Source organism: Roseibium sp. JB4-4, from assembly GCF_055693425.1.
In genome coordinates this window covers 593,801-608,962 of record NZ_CM146333.1, presented here as the reverse complement: position 1 = coordinate 608,962, position 15,162 = coordinate 593,801, and the positions used below count along the sequence as shown (strand labels likewise).

The window sequence follows — 15,162 nt, the reverse complement described above, 5'->3', positions numbered from 1 at the left end:
AAGATGCCAAAACAAAAAAGTGAGGGGCGCGGTGACGGACGAAGGCGCCGACAAAAACGAATTGAAGACTGGTGGTGAGGCCGGCTTTTGGCTTTATGACCTGAAAGTCGAAACAGTTCTCGACGGTCGCACACCTGTCTGTCGTCATATTGAAGGCGAGAGTTTCAGCGTTGAGGGGGAGGCGCTCGTATTTTCAGAAGGGCAACGCGTTTCCATGTACGCGCTTGCCGCCGTCCTCCCGCTTCTGCCAGCCAAGCAACGTGAAACTGATGCCAACGATTGGATGAGCACCGACGCAGAGGTGGCTTGCCCCGACCCACATTGTGGCGGCCGTTTTCGGATCAGCCGGACAAATAGAAGGTGGTTTAGCCATTCCGGAACCACGGGATTGCCGGATAGCCGCAGCACGCCGTATTGGCAAAAGGACAAGGCCAAATGACGGTCGAAACTGCAGAACTTCGTCCAGGTTACTCTATCTCGCGCGTCATCAAGGGCGGATGGCAACTGGCTGGAGATCATGGACCTGTTGTGACTACCTCGGCTGTCGCAGACATGGAAGCTTTTCTCGACAACGGCATAACAAGTTTTGACTGCGCAGATATCTACACTGGCGTGGAAGAAATGATTGGATCTTTCATCGCTGATGTGCGTCGACGCCGAGGGTTGGATGTTGCCGATCTTGTCCATGTGCATACGAAGTTGGTTCCGGATCTAGAAAAACTGGCAAGTCTTGCCCCCCATGAGATCGAAGCAATCGTCGATAGGTCACTCCAGAGACTGCAAATAGAATGCCTGCATTTGGTGCAATTCTATTGGTGGGACAGGAGCCTCGGGTCGCCGGTGCAGGCGATGGAGGTTCTGAAGCGTTGCCAGGAAAAGGGCAAGATTGCTCATCTCGGCGTCACCAATTGGGATGTTGAAGAAACAAGCCCTTACCTTGACGCTGGTATCGATATTGTATCGACACAGGTCCAGTATTCCCTGCTTGACCGGCGGCCCTCAGTTGAGCTGGTTCCCTGGTGTGCCGCGCACGATATTAAACTCTTGTGTTACGGAACACTGGCAGGCGGGTTCCTGACCGATCGATGGCTTGGAGAGCCAGATCCCGGCTTCTCATTTGAAAACAGATCCCTGGTCAAATATCGCCTGATTATCGATGAATTTGGATCCTGGTCGACGTTTCAGAAGCTCCTTGGCTTGTTGAAGGACATTGGTGAGCGTCATGACACAACCATCAGCTCGGTGGCCACGCGGTGGGTCCTGCAGCAGCCACAGGTCGCCGCAGCGATTGTTGGTGCCCGATATGCACGGCATTTGCCGCAAACGCTTGATGTGTTTCGATTCAAATTGGATGACGAGGATCTGAAGAGACTTTCGGAATTTCTTCTACAGGCGCCAGGTCCGCAAGGCCCGGTATTTGCCCTCGAGCGCGATCGAAACGGAAGGCACGGTCGCATCATGAAATACAATCTCAATCATCGACCGAATGACGCTGTGATGGGTGCCGCAAATGGCTGAAGCAATTTTAAGCCTAGCGGAGATCAGTCGTTCCTTCGGCGACTTCAAGGCAGTTGATAACGTTACGCTCAAAATTGAGACCGGATCCATCACTGGATTGATTGGTCCGAACGGTGCCGGAAAATCGACACTGTTCAATGTTGTTGCAGGAGAACTGACCCCGACTTCCGGTTCGATCGAGTTGTTCGGGAAGGATGTTACCAGACTGCACCCTGATCAACGTTTTGCGCTCGGCCTTGGGCGAACCTTCCAGATCCCCAGACCTTTCAAACGAATGAGCGTTCTGGAGAACGTCATGCTTGCACCGACAGGGCAGACAGGTGAAACGCTTTGGGGGGCAGTATTCGCCCGCGGCCGCATCCAGACGCAAGAGCAACGCATTCGCAAAAAGGCGCTGGAAGTCTTGGATTTTCTGACGCTCAGACACTTGGCAGATCAGCCGGCAGGGAAGATTTCTGGTGGCCAGATGAAACTGCTTGAGCTGGCGCGGGTTCTGATGGGAGACCCGAAATTGATCCTGCTGGATGAGCCTGCAGCAGGTGTCAATCCCGTACTGACCGAAACGCTGATTGAAAAGATCGAAGAGCTGAACCGGGGCGGCAAGACCTTTCTCATCATTGAGCACGACATGGACTTTGTCATGCGCCACTGTGATCCGGTCGTTGCCATGGCCGAAGGAAAGATCGTCTTCAAAGGTACATCTTCCGAGGCGCAGACCAATCCGGTACTTCTCGATGCTTATCTGGGAGCGCCTGTCGATGCCTGAGGCTCTCCTGGATATCACTGCTGTGACCGCAGGTTACGTACCGGATCTGCCGATACTGAGAGAGGTGTCTCTTCGAGCTCACGAGGGCAAGCTGACAGTGATCATTGGACCAAATGGTGCAGGGAAATCGACCCTTATCAAAGCGGTTGCCGGATTGCTGAATGTGGACACCGGACGAATTTGCTTCGAGGGCAGGGACGTTACGGGCTTGTCGCCGGACCAGCTCACACGAAACGGCATCGCCTATGTGCCCCAGACGGACAACGTCTTTCGCACAATGACCATTCAACAAAATCTTGAGCTTGCGTTGTCAGCGCATCGCGACCCATTGGAAAGGGTTACAGTTTTGTTCGACCGCTTTCCTGTACTCAAGGACAAAAGGCGCGAAAAGGCGGGATCATTGTCCGGCGGTCAACGTCAATTCCTTGCGGTTGCCATGGCGCTTGCCGTTGAGCCGCGTTTGATCCTTATGGACGAGCCTTCCGCCGGATTGTCTCCCAAGGCTTCAGAAGAAGTGCTGGATCACGTAAAGGGACTTACCCAACAAGGAGTTTCGGTACTGCTTGTCGAACAGAATGTGAAACAGGCATTGAAACGCGGCGATCATTGTTACGTTCTGGCGGAAGGGCGCAACCAGATAGATGGACCTGCCCAAGATCTTCTTGAAGATCCGGCTCTTGGACGGATCTACCTTGGCGGTGAAAGGAGAGGGGCGGCATGATTCAGCATCTTGTCGACGGCATCCTGGTGGGTTCATTTCTTTCCCTGGGCGCCATTGGCCTGACCATGGTTATGCACATCTTGCGCTTCGCGAACTTTTCGCACGCAGAGTTACTGTCGATCGGTGCCTATTGTGCGCTTGTTTTCGACAAACTTTTCGAAAGTCTGTCGCCTTTTTTGGCCGCCAAAATCGGCCCACTTTCGATGACAGCAGCGCTGGCTCTGTCGATCCTTGTTTCCATGGCATTGACTGGATTGAGTGCTGTCGTCATTGACCGTCTTGTCTTCAGACGTGTTCGAGAAAAGGGCGGCGAACTCTCCATGGTGTTTGCGTCCTTCGGCATGTCGCTTGTTATTCGAAACGTCATCGGGTTGATCTTCGGACTGTCCAGCGAGCTCTATTCACGTGACATCGCGTTTGCGATGGTGATTTCACGCGACCCATTGTTGTTGGTGAAACCAGATCAGGTTTTTGTCCTGATCGCGGCGCTGCTCATCATGTTCGCGCTTTATCTGGTTCTGTCGAGAACGAGGTTCGGCTTCGCCTTGCGCGCTATTGCCGAAAACCCGAACCTTGCACAGGTGCATGGTGTGAACCTCAAACGCATGATCGTTGCGGTTTGGCTCATCGGTGGTTCGCTTGGTGCGATCGCGGGTGTATTCTATGGCCTCAGCTATCAAATCACGCCCGTGATGGGGCGTGATCTGGTGTTGCCTATTTTCGCCGCGACAATTGTTGGTGGAATTGGCAGTGTTTATGGCGCAGTGCTTGGCGGGTTCATCGTCGGCGTCGCGTCAAACCTGGCGCTCGTTATACTTCCCTCCGGGTACAGCCCCTCAGTTCCGTTCCTGATGATATTGCTTGTGCTTCTGATCCGTCCAAATGGTCTTTTTGGGGAGGCGCGCGCGTGATCGGTGTTGTTTCCTATCTTGTTTTTTTCACAACGGTAGCCGCCATTTTGGGCATTGCGGTCATGGGCTTGAATTTGCAGTGGGGCAACACGGGCCTGTTCAACGGCGGGGTCGTCGCGTCTTTCGGAGCAGGCGCATACGCGACGCTTATGCTTGGTGGTCCGCCGCAAGATGGGCATGTCGGAGGATTCGGCCTTATCTATCCGCTTGCTCTGGCTGGTGGCATGCTTTCTGCTGGCATACTTGCCTGGATTGTCGGCAAGTTGACCTTGCGACTGCGCCACGACTATCTGGCGATTGCGACCTTCGGCGTAGCGGTAGCATTTGAAAACGTGATGCGAAATGCGACCACGATCACCGGTGGGGCGCAGGGCATACGTGGTTTCGAACGCCCTTTGCGGGCGATGCTTGGCGACGGTTTTACCTACAATGTGGTGTTCCTGGTGGGCGTGCTTGTCACGCTTGTTCTGGTCTATGTGTTTTTAGAGCGATTGACCGTGTCACCCTTCGGACGAATGTTGCGTGCAATTCGTGAAGATGAGACTGCCGCGAGGTCCCTCGGCAAGGCACCGGACCGTATCCGTCTGATTTCATTTGTGACTGGTTCGGTGATCATCGGGCTTTCAGGAGGGCTCTATGGCACCTTTTACGCTTTTGTCAGTCCACAGGATGTTCTTCCCATTCTGACTTTCCAAATTTGGGCAATGCTGATCGTGGGTGGTGCGGGAAACACCAAAGGGGCATTGGCCGGAGCGTTCATAATTTGGGGTGCTTGGACATTTTCTGGCTGGGCGTTGTCGCGCTTCGCACCCATCGAGGCACAGCTTTACACCGGATCGATCCAGTTTGTGCTGATCGGCCTGGTTATCGTCGGCATGCTGCTCTGGAGACCACAAGGTCTCTTCCCCGAGCGGCTGGTCGTTTCTCAACCCGGTCAGAACCGGGAAAAGACACAAGCAGAGGGGTTCACATGAAAAAGCTACTAACCTTAGCGGCGTTCGCGGCCGGCATGTCGGGTCTGAGTGTCAGTGCTCATGCACAGGACTGCACAACCAAGGTCGGTGCGGTGCTGCCGACTTCGGTTGATTGGGGACGACCCATTGCCGAAGTGGCACAATTTGCGGTCGACCAGGTCAATGAAGCCGGTGGAGCCGCCGGCTGCAAGATCGAGATGGTGTTGCGCGACACCCAGGTCGACCCGAAAGTCGGCGTGGACGCTGCCAAGGCCCTTGTCGACCTTGAAGGCGTGAATGTTTTGCTTGGCGCCGTTTCCTCCGGCGTTTCCATGCCGATCCTGACGTCTGTGACAGCCCCTGGTGGCGTCATGCAAATGTCCTGTTGCTCCTCCTCCACTGCTTTCACCAAGCTCTCGGAAGAAGGCAAGACAAACGGCCTTTGGTTTCGGACCTTTGCAACTACCGCGGTCCAGTCCGCCATGGGGGCGAAGGTTGCTTCCGACAAAGGCTACAAGTCAGTCGCTATTCTTTATAAGAACGATGACTGGGGACAGGATATGGCACGATTGATCGCCGCTGATTTTGCAGCTGCCGGCATCGAAGTCACCGGGTCCGTTGCGATCAACGACGCTCAACCCTCTTATCGGGCTGAAGTTACCGAAGCCCTGGGTGGTACTCCGGATGCTATTTATCTGGCTCTCTATCCGAACGAAGGTACTTCAGCGGTTCGTGAATGGATTTCGCTCGGCGGAACTCAAAACATGGTCCTGGCGAATTCACTGAAATCGGATGAATTCAGGGACAATGTCGGGCTGCAATATCTTGAAAACGCACTTGGAACCGACACGGCATCGCCACGTGTAGCCAGCGCAGATGCTTTCAAGGCTGCTTATGTCGAAAAGTTCGGCTCCGAACCTAATGGGCCTGGCCTTGCAAATAGCTTTGATGCCGCGATGATCGCGCTTCTCGCCATGGAAGCAGCTGGTGCCAATGCATCAGGTGCTGATATTGCCGCAGCTGTGGCAAAGGTCACGGACCCCGATGGCGCACCCATAACGGCTGACGTTGCCGGCTTTACAGCGGCTAAGGAGACGCTTGCAGGCGGTGGAACGGTGAAATACCAGGGTGCAACGGGTGACGTCAGGTTCGATGCAAACGGTGACGTGTCTGCTCCTGCCGTAATCTGGAAGTTTACCGACAGTGGCACCGACGAGGTGGAATACCTCTCTCTTGGCGAAGTAGACTCTTTCATAGCATCGTTGAAAAAATAGAAAACGCGGCAGAACGCCCGGCGGATTGACGCCGGGTATTCTCTGTCCGGGTTTCGCTGGCAATTTCGAACTTGTCTTACAAAAAAGAACCCGGCCATCAGGCCGGGTTTCAGTTGGCTGCTACAATAAGCAGCTTCCGGTTGGGGAGGAAGATCGCAAGAGAGCTAGTGAGTAAGTACTTGCTCCAGAAACAGTTTCGTTCTCGGATTTGTGGGATTTTCGAAGAATGAAATCGGATCGGCTTCTTCAACAATCTGTCCCGCATCCATGAAGATAACGCGGTCCGCGACACGCTTGGCAAAGCCCATTTCGTGTGTCACGCAGATCATGGTCATGCCCTCTTTTGCAAGAGTTTCCATGACATCCAGAACTTCGCCGATCATTTCGGGATCAAGCGCAGAAGTGGGTTCGTCGAACAAGAGAATGTCCGGCTTCATGCAAAGGGCTCTTGCGATTGCAACACGCTGCTGTTGCCCCCCGGACAACTGACCGGGGTACTTTTGAGCCTGATCCGCTATCCGCACTTTTTCAAGATATTGCATGGCATGTGCTTCTGCCTCAGCTTGACTTTCTTTGCGCGCAAGTACCGGAGCTAGCGTGCAGTTTTCAAGAATGGTCATGTGCGGAAACAGATTGAAATGCTGGAAAACCATGCCGACGTCACGGCGGAGCAATTCAATGTTGTGTGCGTCTGCGTATATCTCGTCGCCATGGATCAGGATCTCTCCCGATTGATGCTCTTCGAGCTGATTGATCGTTCTGATCATTGTCGATTTGCCAGAGCCGGACGGGCCGCAAACAACAATCTTTTCGCCTTTCGTGACCGATAGGTCGATATCTTTCAAGGCATGGAAACTTCCGTAGTATTTGTTCACATGTCGGAGTTCGACTGCAGGCATTTCCATTTTACGATTCCTCCTTGATGGCGGCGGTCACGATGATTTCGACTTTCAATACGTCCCTGGCAAGACGTGCTTCTCCGCATGCTCGAGCTGGTGCATGGCCTTCCGGCACCCATTCGTCCCAAACCGCGTTCATTTCCGAAAAGTCGGCCATATCTGCGAGCCAGACGATGGCTTGCAGGATGTGCTGCCGATCCGACCCTGCTTCGATGAGCAGGGCGTCGACTCGAGACAGACAATCACGTGTCTGTTCAGCAACCGTTTCGCCGGCACCGACCTGTCCGCACAGATAGGCAACACCGTTGTGCTTGACGATCTTGCTCATGCGCACGCCCGTATGAAGCCGTTCAATCATGTAGAAGCCTTTCTGTATCCGCGATTGGCGAGGACACCTGAAATTTCGTCCAGGATAGCTGGATCATCGATCGCCGCCGGCATCTTGAATGCCTCATTGTCGGCAAGCTTCTGCATGGTTCCACGCAAAACTTTGCCCGATCGGGTTTTCGGCAATCGTTCGACTTCCATTGCCGTCTTGAAGGCCGCAACCGCCCCGATCTTTTCCCTGACAAGAGCGACGAGCTCTCGCTCCAGCTCTCCGGGATCTCTGCCCGCACCATCGTTTTGGACAAAGAAGCCGATAGGCAGTTGCCCTTTGAGCGTGTCGGCTGCTCCAACGACAGCGCACTCTGCGATGTCTTTGTGAGCGGCGATGACTTCCTCCATTGCACCCGTCGAGAGGCGGTGGCCGGCGACATTGATGATGTCGTCTGTGCGAGCCATGATGAAAACGTATCCGTCTTCATCGACAATTCCGGCATCCGAGGTGGCGTAGTAGCCCGGAAAGTCTTCCAGATAAGCTTTGTGGAAACGCTCTTCCGCATTCCAAAGAGTTGGAGTTCCTGATGGAGGCAACGGCAGTTTGCAGACAATGTTGCCAAGCATTCCAGCTGGTAACTGGCGTCCCTCATCATCCAGAACTTCAATTTTGTAACCGGGCATGGGGACGCCGGGTGAACCGGGTTTGACGGGAAGGGTGCCGAGGCCGACTGGATTGCCGGACATGGGCCAGCCAGTTTCCGTCTGCCACCAATGGTCGATTACGGGACGGCTCAATTTCTGCTGTGCCCATTCGATTGTTGCCGGATCTGAGCGTTCACCGGCAAGAAACAGGGTGCGGAAATGACTGAGATCGTATCGGTCAATCAGCGCACCGGAAGGGTCTTCTTTGCGTATCGCCCGAAAGGCTGTCGGCGCGGTAAAAAGAGCGACGACCTTGTGATCCTCAATAACCCTCCAGAAGGCTCCAGCGTCAGGTGTTCCAACCGGTTTTCCTTCATAGACAACCGTTGCACACCCATGGAGGAGAGGGGCGTAACAAATATAGGAGTGACCTACGACCCAACCGACATCCGATGCAGCCCAGAACACTTCGCCCGGTTTTACGTCGTAGTGGTGTTCCATGGACCATTTCATCGCGACCATATGGCCGCCGGTGTCGCGAACAACGCCTTTGGGTTGTCCAGTGGTGCCGGATGTATAGAGAATATAGGCAGGGTCGGTTGCCTGGACCGGAACGCACTCCGGCAACGTACCTATTGTTGCACGAACTTCCGTTGAATAGTCGAGGTCCCGCCCATCAATCATATCGGCGGCCAACGCATCACGCTGCAATATGATGCATTTTTCAGGCTTGTCTTCGGACATCGCAATGGCGACGTCAAGAAGTGGTTTGTAGGCAACGATCCGGTTTGGTTCTATGCCGCAAGAGGCCGAGATCATAACCTTGGGCTTCGCGTCTTCGATCCGCGTTGCCAATTCGGCAGCTGCAAATCCGCCGAAAACGACAGAGTGAATTGCACCCAGTCGCGCGCACGCTAGCATCGAAAAGATGGCTTCCGGAACCATCGGCATATAGATGATGACCCTGTCACCTTTTTCGACGCCGGCTGCCCGAAGAACTTCAGCTAGCGCTCCAATCTCTGCCTGAAGCTCAAGAAAAGTAAAACGCTTTACGGTTTGCGTGACGGGACTGTCATAGACCAAAGCAAGCCGATCACCGTGTCCGGCGGCAACATGCCTGTCGACCGCGTTCCAGCAGGTGTTGCAGACACCATCCGGAAACCAGCGGCCGTAGGCTCCCATTTCCGGGTCAAACGCCGTTTCAGGTGCCTTTATCCAGTCGATGTTCTGTGCCGCATTCATCCAGAAACTTTCCGGATTGGTGGACCAGTCAGCGTAGGTTTGCTTGTAACGGCTCATGAGATCAGACCGTATAGTTCAAGCCAAGGCGACCACCGTCGACATAGATTGTCTCCCCGGTGATGTAGCTTGCTTTGTCAGATGCAAGGAATGCGACAGTGTCGCCAATTTCACGAGCTGTACCGACACGGCCAATCGGCGTTCGAGACATGACCTTTGCGAGCGCTTCAGGATTGGCGTTTACACCGGCCATCATTTCAGTATCGATCGATCCTGGACCGACAGCGTTGACCCTGATGCCATGCGGCGCGAGGGAAAGCGCGGCAGCCTTGGTCAATTGCATGACGCCGCCCTTGGAGGCGCAATAAGCCGGAATTGCGGGGATTGCTACCTGTGCGTTGATAGAGGACATGTTCACGATTGCGCCCCGAAGGCCTTTGTCGACCATCGTCTTTGCAGCACGTTGCATTGCGTAGAACACGCCGACAAGATTGACGTCGATGACCTTGTTGAAGTCCTCGAGAGTGTATTTCAGAAAATCTCCAGGAAGCGCTATTCCAGCGTTGTTGACCAGCACCGAAATCGGTCCAACCTCGGCTTCTATTTTGTCGAACATGGCAGCAATCTGGGATGTGTCTCCCATGTCGCAGAGGCGGCCGTGGCCGCCAAGTTTGGCGGCAGCTTCATGCACGCTTTCCTGGATGTCGGCCAGCACCACCTTGCAACCGTCTTCTGCCAACGCCTCAGCGCAGGCAAAACCGATGCCCTGTGCCGCGCCAGTGATGAGGGCGATCTTCTCGCTCATGAATTTTCTCCAGAATATCCGTAGTCTTGCTTGGCCTGCGCTGCGGAAATCATTTCCGCTTCAACGTCGGCCGCAATTTGTGCTTTGTCCCGTTTTGAGGGATCGCCGTAACCGCCGCCACCTGGCAAACTGAGGCGCAGCCGTTGCCCGTTTCGGACTAGCTGTCTGCCTTTGGATTGCAGCTGGGTGCCATCTGTCAGCTCCACGCGACCGGCTGCGCCCGGTTGGCCGCCGTCGCGTCCCCGCGCTGGATTTTTGACGCGGTCAAACATGGCATTGAACCAGAAGTCATAACCCTCGCGCGCTTCGATCTCGATAACCTGACCGAGGCCGCCACGGGTTGCGCCGGCGCCACCTGAATCTTCTCGAAGATCCTTGCGCCAGACCGTAATTGGACCGACATGCTCTGTTGCCTCGACGCTCATTGTCGAAACACCGGACGGGAATGCTGTCGCCGACAGGCCATCCACCTTGGGACGGGCGCCTGTTCCACCAGAATTGAACATCAGGATTTCGGAGTTTTCCAAGCCACTTTCCGGATTGGAAGAACGCGCTGAAATCTGAATGTTCCAAAGCGCCGAAGCACCTTCGGATGGCACCACTCCGGGCATTGCCTGATGAAGGGCTCCCAAAACGACGTCGGGTACGAGATGTCCCAGAACGTGCCTTACCGAAACCGGGGCAGGGCGTTTTGCTGCCAAAATGCAGCCTTCAGGAGCAGATATTTCAAAAGGCTCCAGAGACCCGGTATTGTTGGGTACGGCAGGAGCGATCGCACACTTTAACCCATAGCAGGCATAGGCTCTGGTATAGACTTCAGGAACGTTGACACCGAAGGCGCTCATACCGCTTGTTCCGGAGAAGTCAGCGGTAAGTCGATCTCCCTCAACCTTGAGCGTCACAACCATCTCTACCGGATTGTCATAACCGTCGACGGTCATGGCGTGTTGATAGGTGCCATCGGGGACTTTCTCGATGGCCTCTCTGGTCGCTTTTCGGCTTGCCTCCATCAGGAATTCGGACAATCCGTCAAGATCATCGATCGCAAACTCGTCAAGCATTGCCTGCAGGCGTCTGTCGCCAGCCTCATTGCATGCGGCCAGAGAATACATGTCCCCGACCGTTTGGTCCGGCGTGCGTACATTGGCTCTGATGAGCGAAATCAGAAGCGGATTGACTGTGCCGCGCTCGGCAAACTTCGTGATCGGTATGAGAAGACCCTCTTCAAAGACTTCTCCGGCATCCGGGCCGAAGCCACGCCCGCCAATGTCGACAACATGCGCCGTGCAGGCAAAAAAACCAATGTGAAGACCCTTTCGAAACACCGGTGTCACAACCGTGATGTCATGAAGATGACCTGTCCCGAGCCATGGGTCGTTGGTAATGAAGACATCTCCTTCGAAGATGTTTTGCATGCCGATTTCCCGAACGAAATGTGTAACGCTTTCCGCCATGGCGTTAACGTGTCCAGGCGTACCTGTGACCGCCTGTGCCATCATTCGTCCGTGGCGGTCGAACAACCCGGCCGAAAGGTCACCAGCCTCGCGAACGGAGGTTGAGAAAGCCGTCCTGATGAGCGTGGTGGCCTGTTCTTCGACAACTGCGATCAGGCGATTCCACATGATCTGATAGTCAATTGCGCTCGGCATTATTTGACATCCTTCCGGATCAACAAGAGACAGCCGTCGGATTGACCAACAGCCCTATAGGCCGAGGTCACAATCGTTGAAGTCTCCGCTTCGATGATGACTGCGGGCCCTTCCACTATGTGTCCCGTACTCATCGCGGTCCGTTTGACTTCTTTGGCCTCGACATCCTTGCGCAACGCGGCGTCAAATATCGTCCGTGTCCGAGAAATGTCCGCTTGAGCAGAACCCTCTTGCCGATGAACGGCATCAGGTTCAGGCAAGAGGGATTCAACAATCAGTGACCAGTTGGTAATTTCCGGGGCAAGACCGTCGATTGTACGGCCGAAAAGCGTGCGGTAGGCATCTTCAAAAGCGGCGAGGATTGCCGGTTCATCGCCCGCGGCGAATGGCTTGTGCGGCAACGGCACCGGTATTTCCCACCCCTGACCCGAATAGCGCATGAAAGCTGTCAGTTTGGTCGTTGTTCGTCCGCCCTGAATTCCGGCCTCTACAAAGTCCCTGGCTTCAACTTCCATGGCACTCAGTGCAGTGTTGACAGCTTCGGCATCGAACTCGGACATTGTTTGAAACAGGCCGCGCGTTGCCTCATAGCTGAACGGCGCACGCAAGAACCCGATCGCGGAGCCGACACCGGCTCCGGGCGGAACCAGCAAGGCTCTGATGCCGAGTTTTTCGCAAAGCCGGCAGGCATGCAGAGGCGCGCCGCCGCCAAAGGCAATCATTGTGAAATGCTCAATGTCACGCCCGTTCTCAACCGTATGAACACGTGCGGCGTTGGCCATGTTTTCATCGACCATTTCCGTTACACCGAAGGCTGCTTCGGCAACCGAAATACCCTGTGAACCGGCAATACGGTCAAAAAGTGCATTTTGGGCATTGGACAATGACAGAGGAATTGCGCCGCCCGCGAAATTGTCGGGATCCAACCTGCCGAGGACGAGGTTTGAATCCGTCACGGTTGGCTCAACTCCACCGCGCTGATAGCAGGCGGGACCAGGTTCGGAGGCAGCCGAACGTGGGCCCACCTGAATGCGTCCCATTGTGTCGATGGAAGCGATTGAGCCGCCTCCCGCACCAATTTCGACCATTTCCACCACGGGAGTGGATACGGTCATGCCGGAGCCCTTCTTGAAACGATAGGTGCGCGCCACTTCGAATGTGTTTGCCGTTTTCGGGGAGCCGTCTTCAATGAGACAGATCTTTGCGGTTGTCCCGCCCATGTCGAACGACATGACTTTGTCGATCCCATGGGCGCGCGCGAACTCGGCGGCAAAGATTGCTCCGCCTGCAGGACCAGACTCCAAAAGCCGAACGGGTTGCTCCGAAGCGGTCTCGACGGAAATCAGACCACCGCCGGAATGCAGCATGAACACTGGAGCTTCTATACTGCTGGCCCGTAACTTTGAGACAAGCCGGTTCAGATATGCGGACACCTGAGGCTGGACGTAAGCATTTGCAATGACAGTGTTGAAACGGGGCAATTCGCGCATCTGCGGTGAAATGACAGACGACAGCGAGATGGATAGATCCGGCGCAAGCTCTTCAAGGGCTTCAGCCATCATGGTTTCGTGAGAATTGTTGGCGTAAGCGTGCATGAGACCCACGGCAACGGCCTCAAAACCACCGGCAACAATCCGTTCCGCCATTGCTCTGGCTTCCAGGCGATCGAGTGCCAGCAGGACTTCTCCCTGAGGTCCCAACCGTTCGTTCAATGTGAAACGATGTTTTCGGGGCACAAGAGGTTTGGGCAGCTCAAGGTTCAGGTCGTATTGCTCGAAACGGTTTTCTGAACGCATCTCGATGACATCGCGGAACCCTTCGGTGGTTATAAAGGCTGTCTTAGCACCGCGGCGTTCGATCAACGCATTGGTGACCAGTGTGGTCCCGTGAATAACCTGACCGATGTCTGACAGCGCGACGTTCGCCTTTTGCGCGGCAGTCTCGATACCTTGTAAAATCGCGCGTTCGGGTTCGGCGTAGTCGGTCAACACCTTACAGGTGGCCATGCCCCCGGCATGGTCGAGAGCGACATCGGTGAACGTACCGCCGATGTCCACGCCAACGCGAATGTCGGACATGTTCATACTATTCAGAACCCTTTGATGAATTGGTTGGCCGTGAAGGCAATATTGTAAAAGCGCGACATCAGTGGCGCGCTTGTAACCGCTGCAACATCAGTCATTGGAAGGGGCAGCTCCGCCGGGTCCATCCCAGTCAACAAGCCTGCAATGCCTTGTCCAAAGATGGTGCCTGTTGTAATTCCGCGGCCGTTGTATCCGATGGGGGTGTAAAGCCCTTCGTCAAGCACGTGAATTCTTGGCAGGTGGTCCGGGGTCATGGCAATCTGGCCATGCCAGGCTTCGACGAATTTGATGTCGCCAAGATCAGGAAAAAGCCGAGACAACTGCTTTCTCGCCCATCGCTGGGAAAGACCGCTGGACTTGTCGCCAAGGACTTTCCCCATCGACCCGATGATCAATCGGTCCTCATTGTCTTTTCTGAGTGAGAACATAACGGGCGCCGTGTCCCACAGGCCTTGCCGTTCCGGCAAAATGTGCGCCGCGCGCTCACCAAGAGGTTCGCTTGCCAGTTGGAAGTAGTGGATCATCGTGAAGGTTTGCTTCAAACCGGGCCACAGATCGTCTGTGTAGGCGTTGGTGCCTAGAACCACGGCTTTGGCGTGCAGGTTTCCCTTGTCGGTCAGAACGCTCCATCCGCCGTCGGATTTTGCAAGCGATGTTACTTTGACACCTGTAGATATCGTCGCGCCTGCTGCGGTGGCGGCCCGTGCAAGGCCACGGCAGTATCCCATCGGGTTGACCGTACCTGCACGATGATCGACAAGGCCGCCGTGAAATACGTGTGTTCCGATTTTTTCCGAGATTTCTTCCCGGCCTAGCAAATCGACCGGTTCACCCAATGAATTCCATTCTTTCCACCTGGCTTCCAGATCGCGAAAACCGGATGGCGCGTGTGCTGCGTGAATGGTGCCGTTGCGTGTTGCTTCACACCGTATTTGATATTTTTCGATCAGGTCGAAAACCATTGAAGGACCATCGCCAAACCGCTGCAAGAAGCGTGGTCCATAGGTTGCGCCAAGCTTTTCGCGCACTTGCGTCGGAGGCAGCCAGATGCCGGCATTGACGAGACCAACATTGCGTCCCGACCCGCCGAAGCCAACATGATTGGCCTCGATAACACAGGCGGACAGTCCAGCCTCAGCACAATGAAGCGCTGTTGAGAGCCCGGTGAATCCACCCCCTACAATGACAACATCGAATGTTTCGCCGTCCGGCAGGCGGCCTTCCAGGTCGCGCTCCTCGGCAGATACATCCCAAAGGGAAATCGGCATTGTCCGTGTCACAGCAATCGTCTCCTGTTTACGGCGACACAAAAATTTGCGCCTATAGGATTACTTGCAAACAACAATGCCGCGTGTCAATATAAGAAATAAATGTTTTATA

The 15,162-nt window shown here is 54.8% G+C and carries 14 protein-coding genes; 7 read left to right on the top strand and 7 right to left on the bottom strand.

The features are described 5' to 3' along the window. Positions 1–31 precede the first annotated feature (31 nt). The 7 genes from ACZ1HV_RS02795 to ACZ1HV_RS02765 are packed head-to-tail and all read left to right on the top strand — an operon-like array spanning position 32 to position 6,143. The gene (locus tag ACZ1HV_RS02795) at positions 32–439 is read left to right on the top strand and encodes a TIGR04076 family protein (RefSeq protein WP_298816460.1); all 408 of its coding nucleotides are present in this window, start codon (positions 32–34) and stop codon (positions 437–439) included. Next, positions 436–1,518: an aldo/keto reductase gene (locus ACZ1HV_RS02790; protein WP_472717251.1), complete on the top strand. Its 1,083-nt coding sequence runs from the start codon at positions 436–438 to the stop codon at positions 1,516–1,518. The genes ACZ1HV_RS02795 and ACZ1HV_RS02790 overlap by 4 nt, the downstream gene beginning before the upstream one ends. Further along, complete coding sequence (locus ACZ1HV_RS02785) at positions 1,511–2,284, top strand: ABC transporter ATP-binding protein (protein ID WP_472717250.1); 774 nt, start codon at positions 1,511–1,513, stop codon at positions 2,282–2,284. Before ACZ1HV_RS02790 ends, ACZ1HV_RS02785 begins: the two co-directional genes overlap by 8 nt. Continuing rightward, positions 2,277–3,005 (top strand): ABC transporter ATP-binding protein, encoded by a 729-nt coding sequence (locus ACZ1HV_RS02780; RefSeq protein WP_472717249.1) that lies wholly within the window; start codon positions 2,277–2,279, stop codon positions 3,003–3,005. Before ACZ1HV_RS02785 ends, ACZ1HV_RS02780 begins: the two co-directional genes overlap by 8 nt. Beyond that, a complete protein-coding gene (locus ACZ1HV_RS02775; protein ID WP_298964071.1) occupies positions 3,002–3,916 on the top strand; it encodes a branched-chain amino acid ABC transporter permease in 915 nt (304 codons plus the stop codon). Before ACZ1HV_RS02780 ends, ACZ1HV_RS02775 begins: the two co-directional genes overlap by 4 nt. After that, positions 3,913–4,890 carry a branched-chain amino acid ABC transporter permease gene (locus ACZ1HV_RS02770; RefSeq protein ID WP_472717248.1) on the top strand — a complete coding sequence of 326 codons (978 nt, stop codon included), beginning with the start codon at positions 3,913–3,915 and terminating at the stop codon, positions 4,888–4,890. The genes ACZ1HV_RS02775 and ACZ1HV_RS02770 overlap by 4 nt, the downstream gene beginning before the upstream one ends. Beyond that, entirely contained in the window at positions 4,887–6,143 is a 1,257-nt protein-coding gene (locus tag ACZ1HV_RS02765; RefSeq protein WP_472717247.1) for an ABC transporter substrate-binding protein, read from the top strand. Before ACZ1HV_RS02770 ends, ACZ1HV_RS02765 begins: the two co-directional genes overlap by 4 nt. 164 nt (positions 6,144–6,307) lie before the next feature. Here ACZ1HV_RS02765 and ACZ1HV_RS02760 read toward each other — a convergent pair whose 3' ends face one another. Genes ACZ1HV_RS02760 through ACZ1HV_RS02730 form a run of 7 tightly spaced genes read right to left on the bottom strand, consistent with a single transcriptional unit; the run spans position 6,308 to position 15,062 of the window. After that, positions 6,308–7,048: an amino acid ABC transporter ATP-binding protein gene (locus tag ACZ1HV_RS02760; protein ID WP_298964074.1), complete on the bottom strand. Its 741-nt coding sequence runs from the start codon at positions 7,046–7,048 to the stop codon at positions 6,308–6,310. A 1-nt stretch (position 7,049) separates the two neighbouring features. Continuing rightward, a complete protein-coding gene (locus ACZ1HV_RS02755; RefSeq protein WP_472717246.1) occupies positions 7,050–7,400 on the bottom strand; it encodes a RidA family protein in 351 nt (116 codons plus the stop codon). Continuing rightward, positions 7,397–9,304, bottom strand: coding sequence for a propionyl-CoA synthetase (locus ACZ1HV_RS02750; RefSeq protein ID WP_472717245.1), 1,908 nt, complete (start codon positions 9,302–9,304; stop codon positions 7,397–7,399). The genes ACZ1HV_RS02755 and ACZ1HV_RS02750 overlap by 4 nt, the downstream gene beginning before the upstream one ends. A gap of 4 nt (positions 9,305–9,308) precedes the next feature. Then, positions 9,309–10,049: an SDR family NAD(P)-dependent oxidoreductase gene (locus ACZ1HV_RS02745; RefSeq protein WP_472717244.1), complete on the bottom strand. Its 741-nt coding sequence runs from the start codon at positions 10,047–10,049 to the stop codon at positions 9,309–9,311. After that, positions 10,046–11,698 (bottom strand): hydantoinase B/oxoprolinase family protein, encoded by a 1,653-nt coding sequence (locus tag ACZ1HV_RS02740; RefSeq protein ID WP_472717243.1) that lies wholly within the window; start codon positions 11,696–11,698, stop codon positions 10,046–10,048. The genes ACZ1HV_RS02745 and ACZ1HV_RS02740 overlap by 4 nt, the downstream gene beginning before the upstream one ends. Continuing rightward, entirely contained in the window at positions 11,698–13,782 is a 2,085-nt protein-coding gene (locus ACZ1HV_RS02735; RefSeq protein WP_472717242.1) for a hydantoinase/oxoprolinase family protein, read from the bottom strand. The genes ACZ1HV_RS02740 and ACZ1HV_RS02735 overlap by 1 nt, the downstream gene beginning before the upstream one ends. A 5-nt stretch (positions 13,783–13,787) precedes the next feature. Beyond that, on the bottom strand, positions 13,788–15,062 hold the full coding sequence (locus ACZ1HV_RS02730; protein ID WP_298816486.1) for an NAD(P)/FAD-dependent oxidoreductase: 1,275 nt from the start codon (positions 15,060–15,062) through the stop codon (positions 13,788–13,790). Positions 15,063–15,162 lie beyond the last annotated feature (100 nt).

What these genes read in the sequence shown, in the direction of transcription:
- ACZ1HV_RS02745 (WP_472717244.1), bottom strand. Translation starts at nt 10,049, where the DNA reads ATGAGCGAGAAGATCGCCCTCATCACTGGCGCGGCACAGGGCATCGGT.
- ACZ1HV_RS02775 (WP_298964071.1), top strand. Translation starts at nt 3,002, where the DNA reads ATGATTCAGCATCTTGTCGACGGCATCCTGGTGGGTTCATTTCTTTCC.
- ACZ1HV_RS02750 (WP_472717245.1), bottom strand. Translation starts at nt 9,304, where the DNA reads ATGAGCCGTTACAAGCAAACCTACGCTGACTGGTCCACCAATCCGGAA.
- ACZ1HV_RS02735 (WP_472717242.1), bottom strand. Translation starts at nt 13,782, where the DNA reads ATGAACATGTCCGACATTCGCGTTGGCGTGGACATCGGCGGTACGTTC.
- ACZ1HV_RS02760 (WP_298964074.1), bottom strand. Translation starts at nt 7,048, where the DNA reads ATGGAAATGCCTGCAGTCGAACTCCGACATGTGAACAAATACTACGGA.
- ACZ1HV_RS02765 (WP_472717247.1), top strand. Translation starts at nt 4,887, where the DNA reads ATGAAAAAGCTACTAACCTTAGCGGCGTTCGCGGCCGGCATGTCGGGT.
- ACZ1HV_RS02790 (WP_472717251.1), top strand. Translation starts at nt 436, where the DNA reads ATGACGGTCGAAACTGCAGAACTTCGTCCAGGTTACTCTATCTCGCGC.
- ACZ1HV_RS02740 (WP_472717243.1), bottom strand. Translation starts at nt 11,698, where the DNA reads ATGCCGAGCGCAATTGACTATCAGATCATGTGGAATCGCCTGATCGCA.
- ACZ1HV_RS02780 (WP_472717249.1), top strand. Translation starts at nt 2,277, where the DNA reads ATGCCTGAGGCTCTCCTGGATATCACTGCTGTGACCGCAGGTTACGTA.
- ACZ1HV_RS02785 (WP_472717250.1), top strand. Translation starts at nt 1,511, where the DNA reads ATGGCTGAAGCAATTTTAAGCCTAGCGGAGATCAGTCGTTCCTTCGGC.
- ACZ1HV_RS02755 (WP_472717246.1), bottom strand. Translation starts at nt 7,400, where the DNA reads ATGATTGAACGGCTTCATACGGGCGTGCGCATGAGCAAGATCGTCAAG.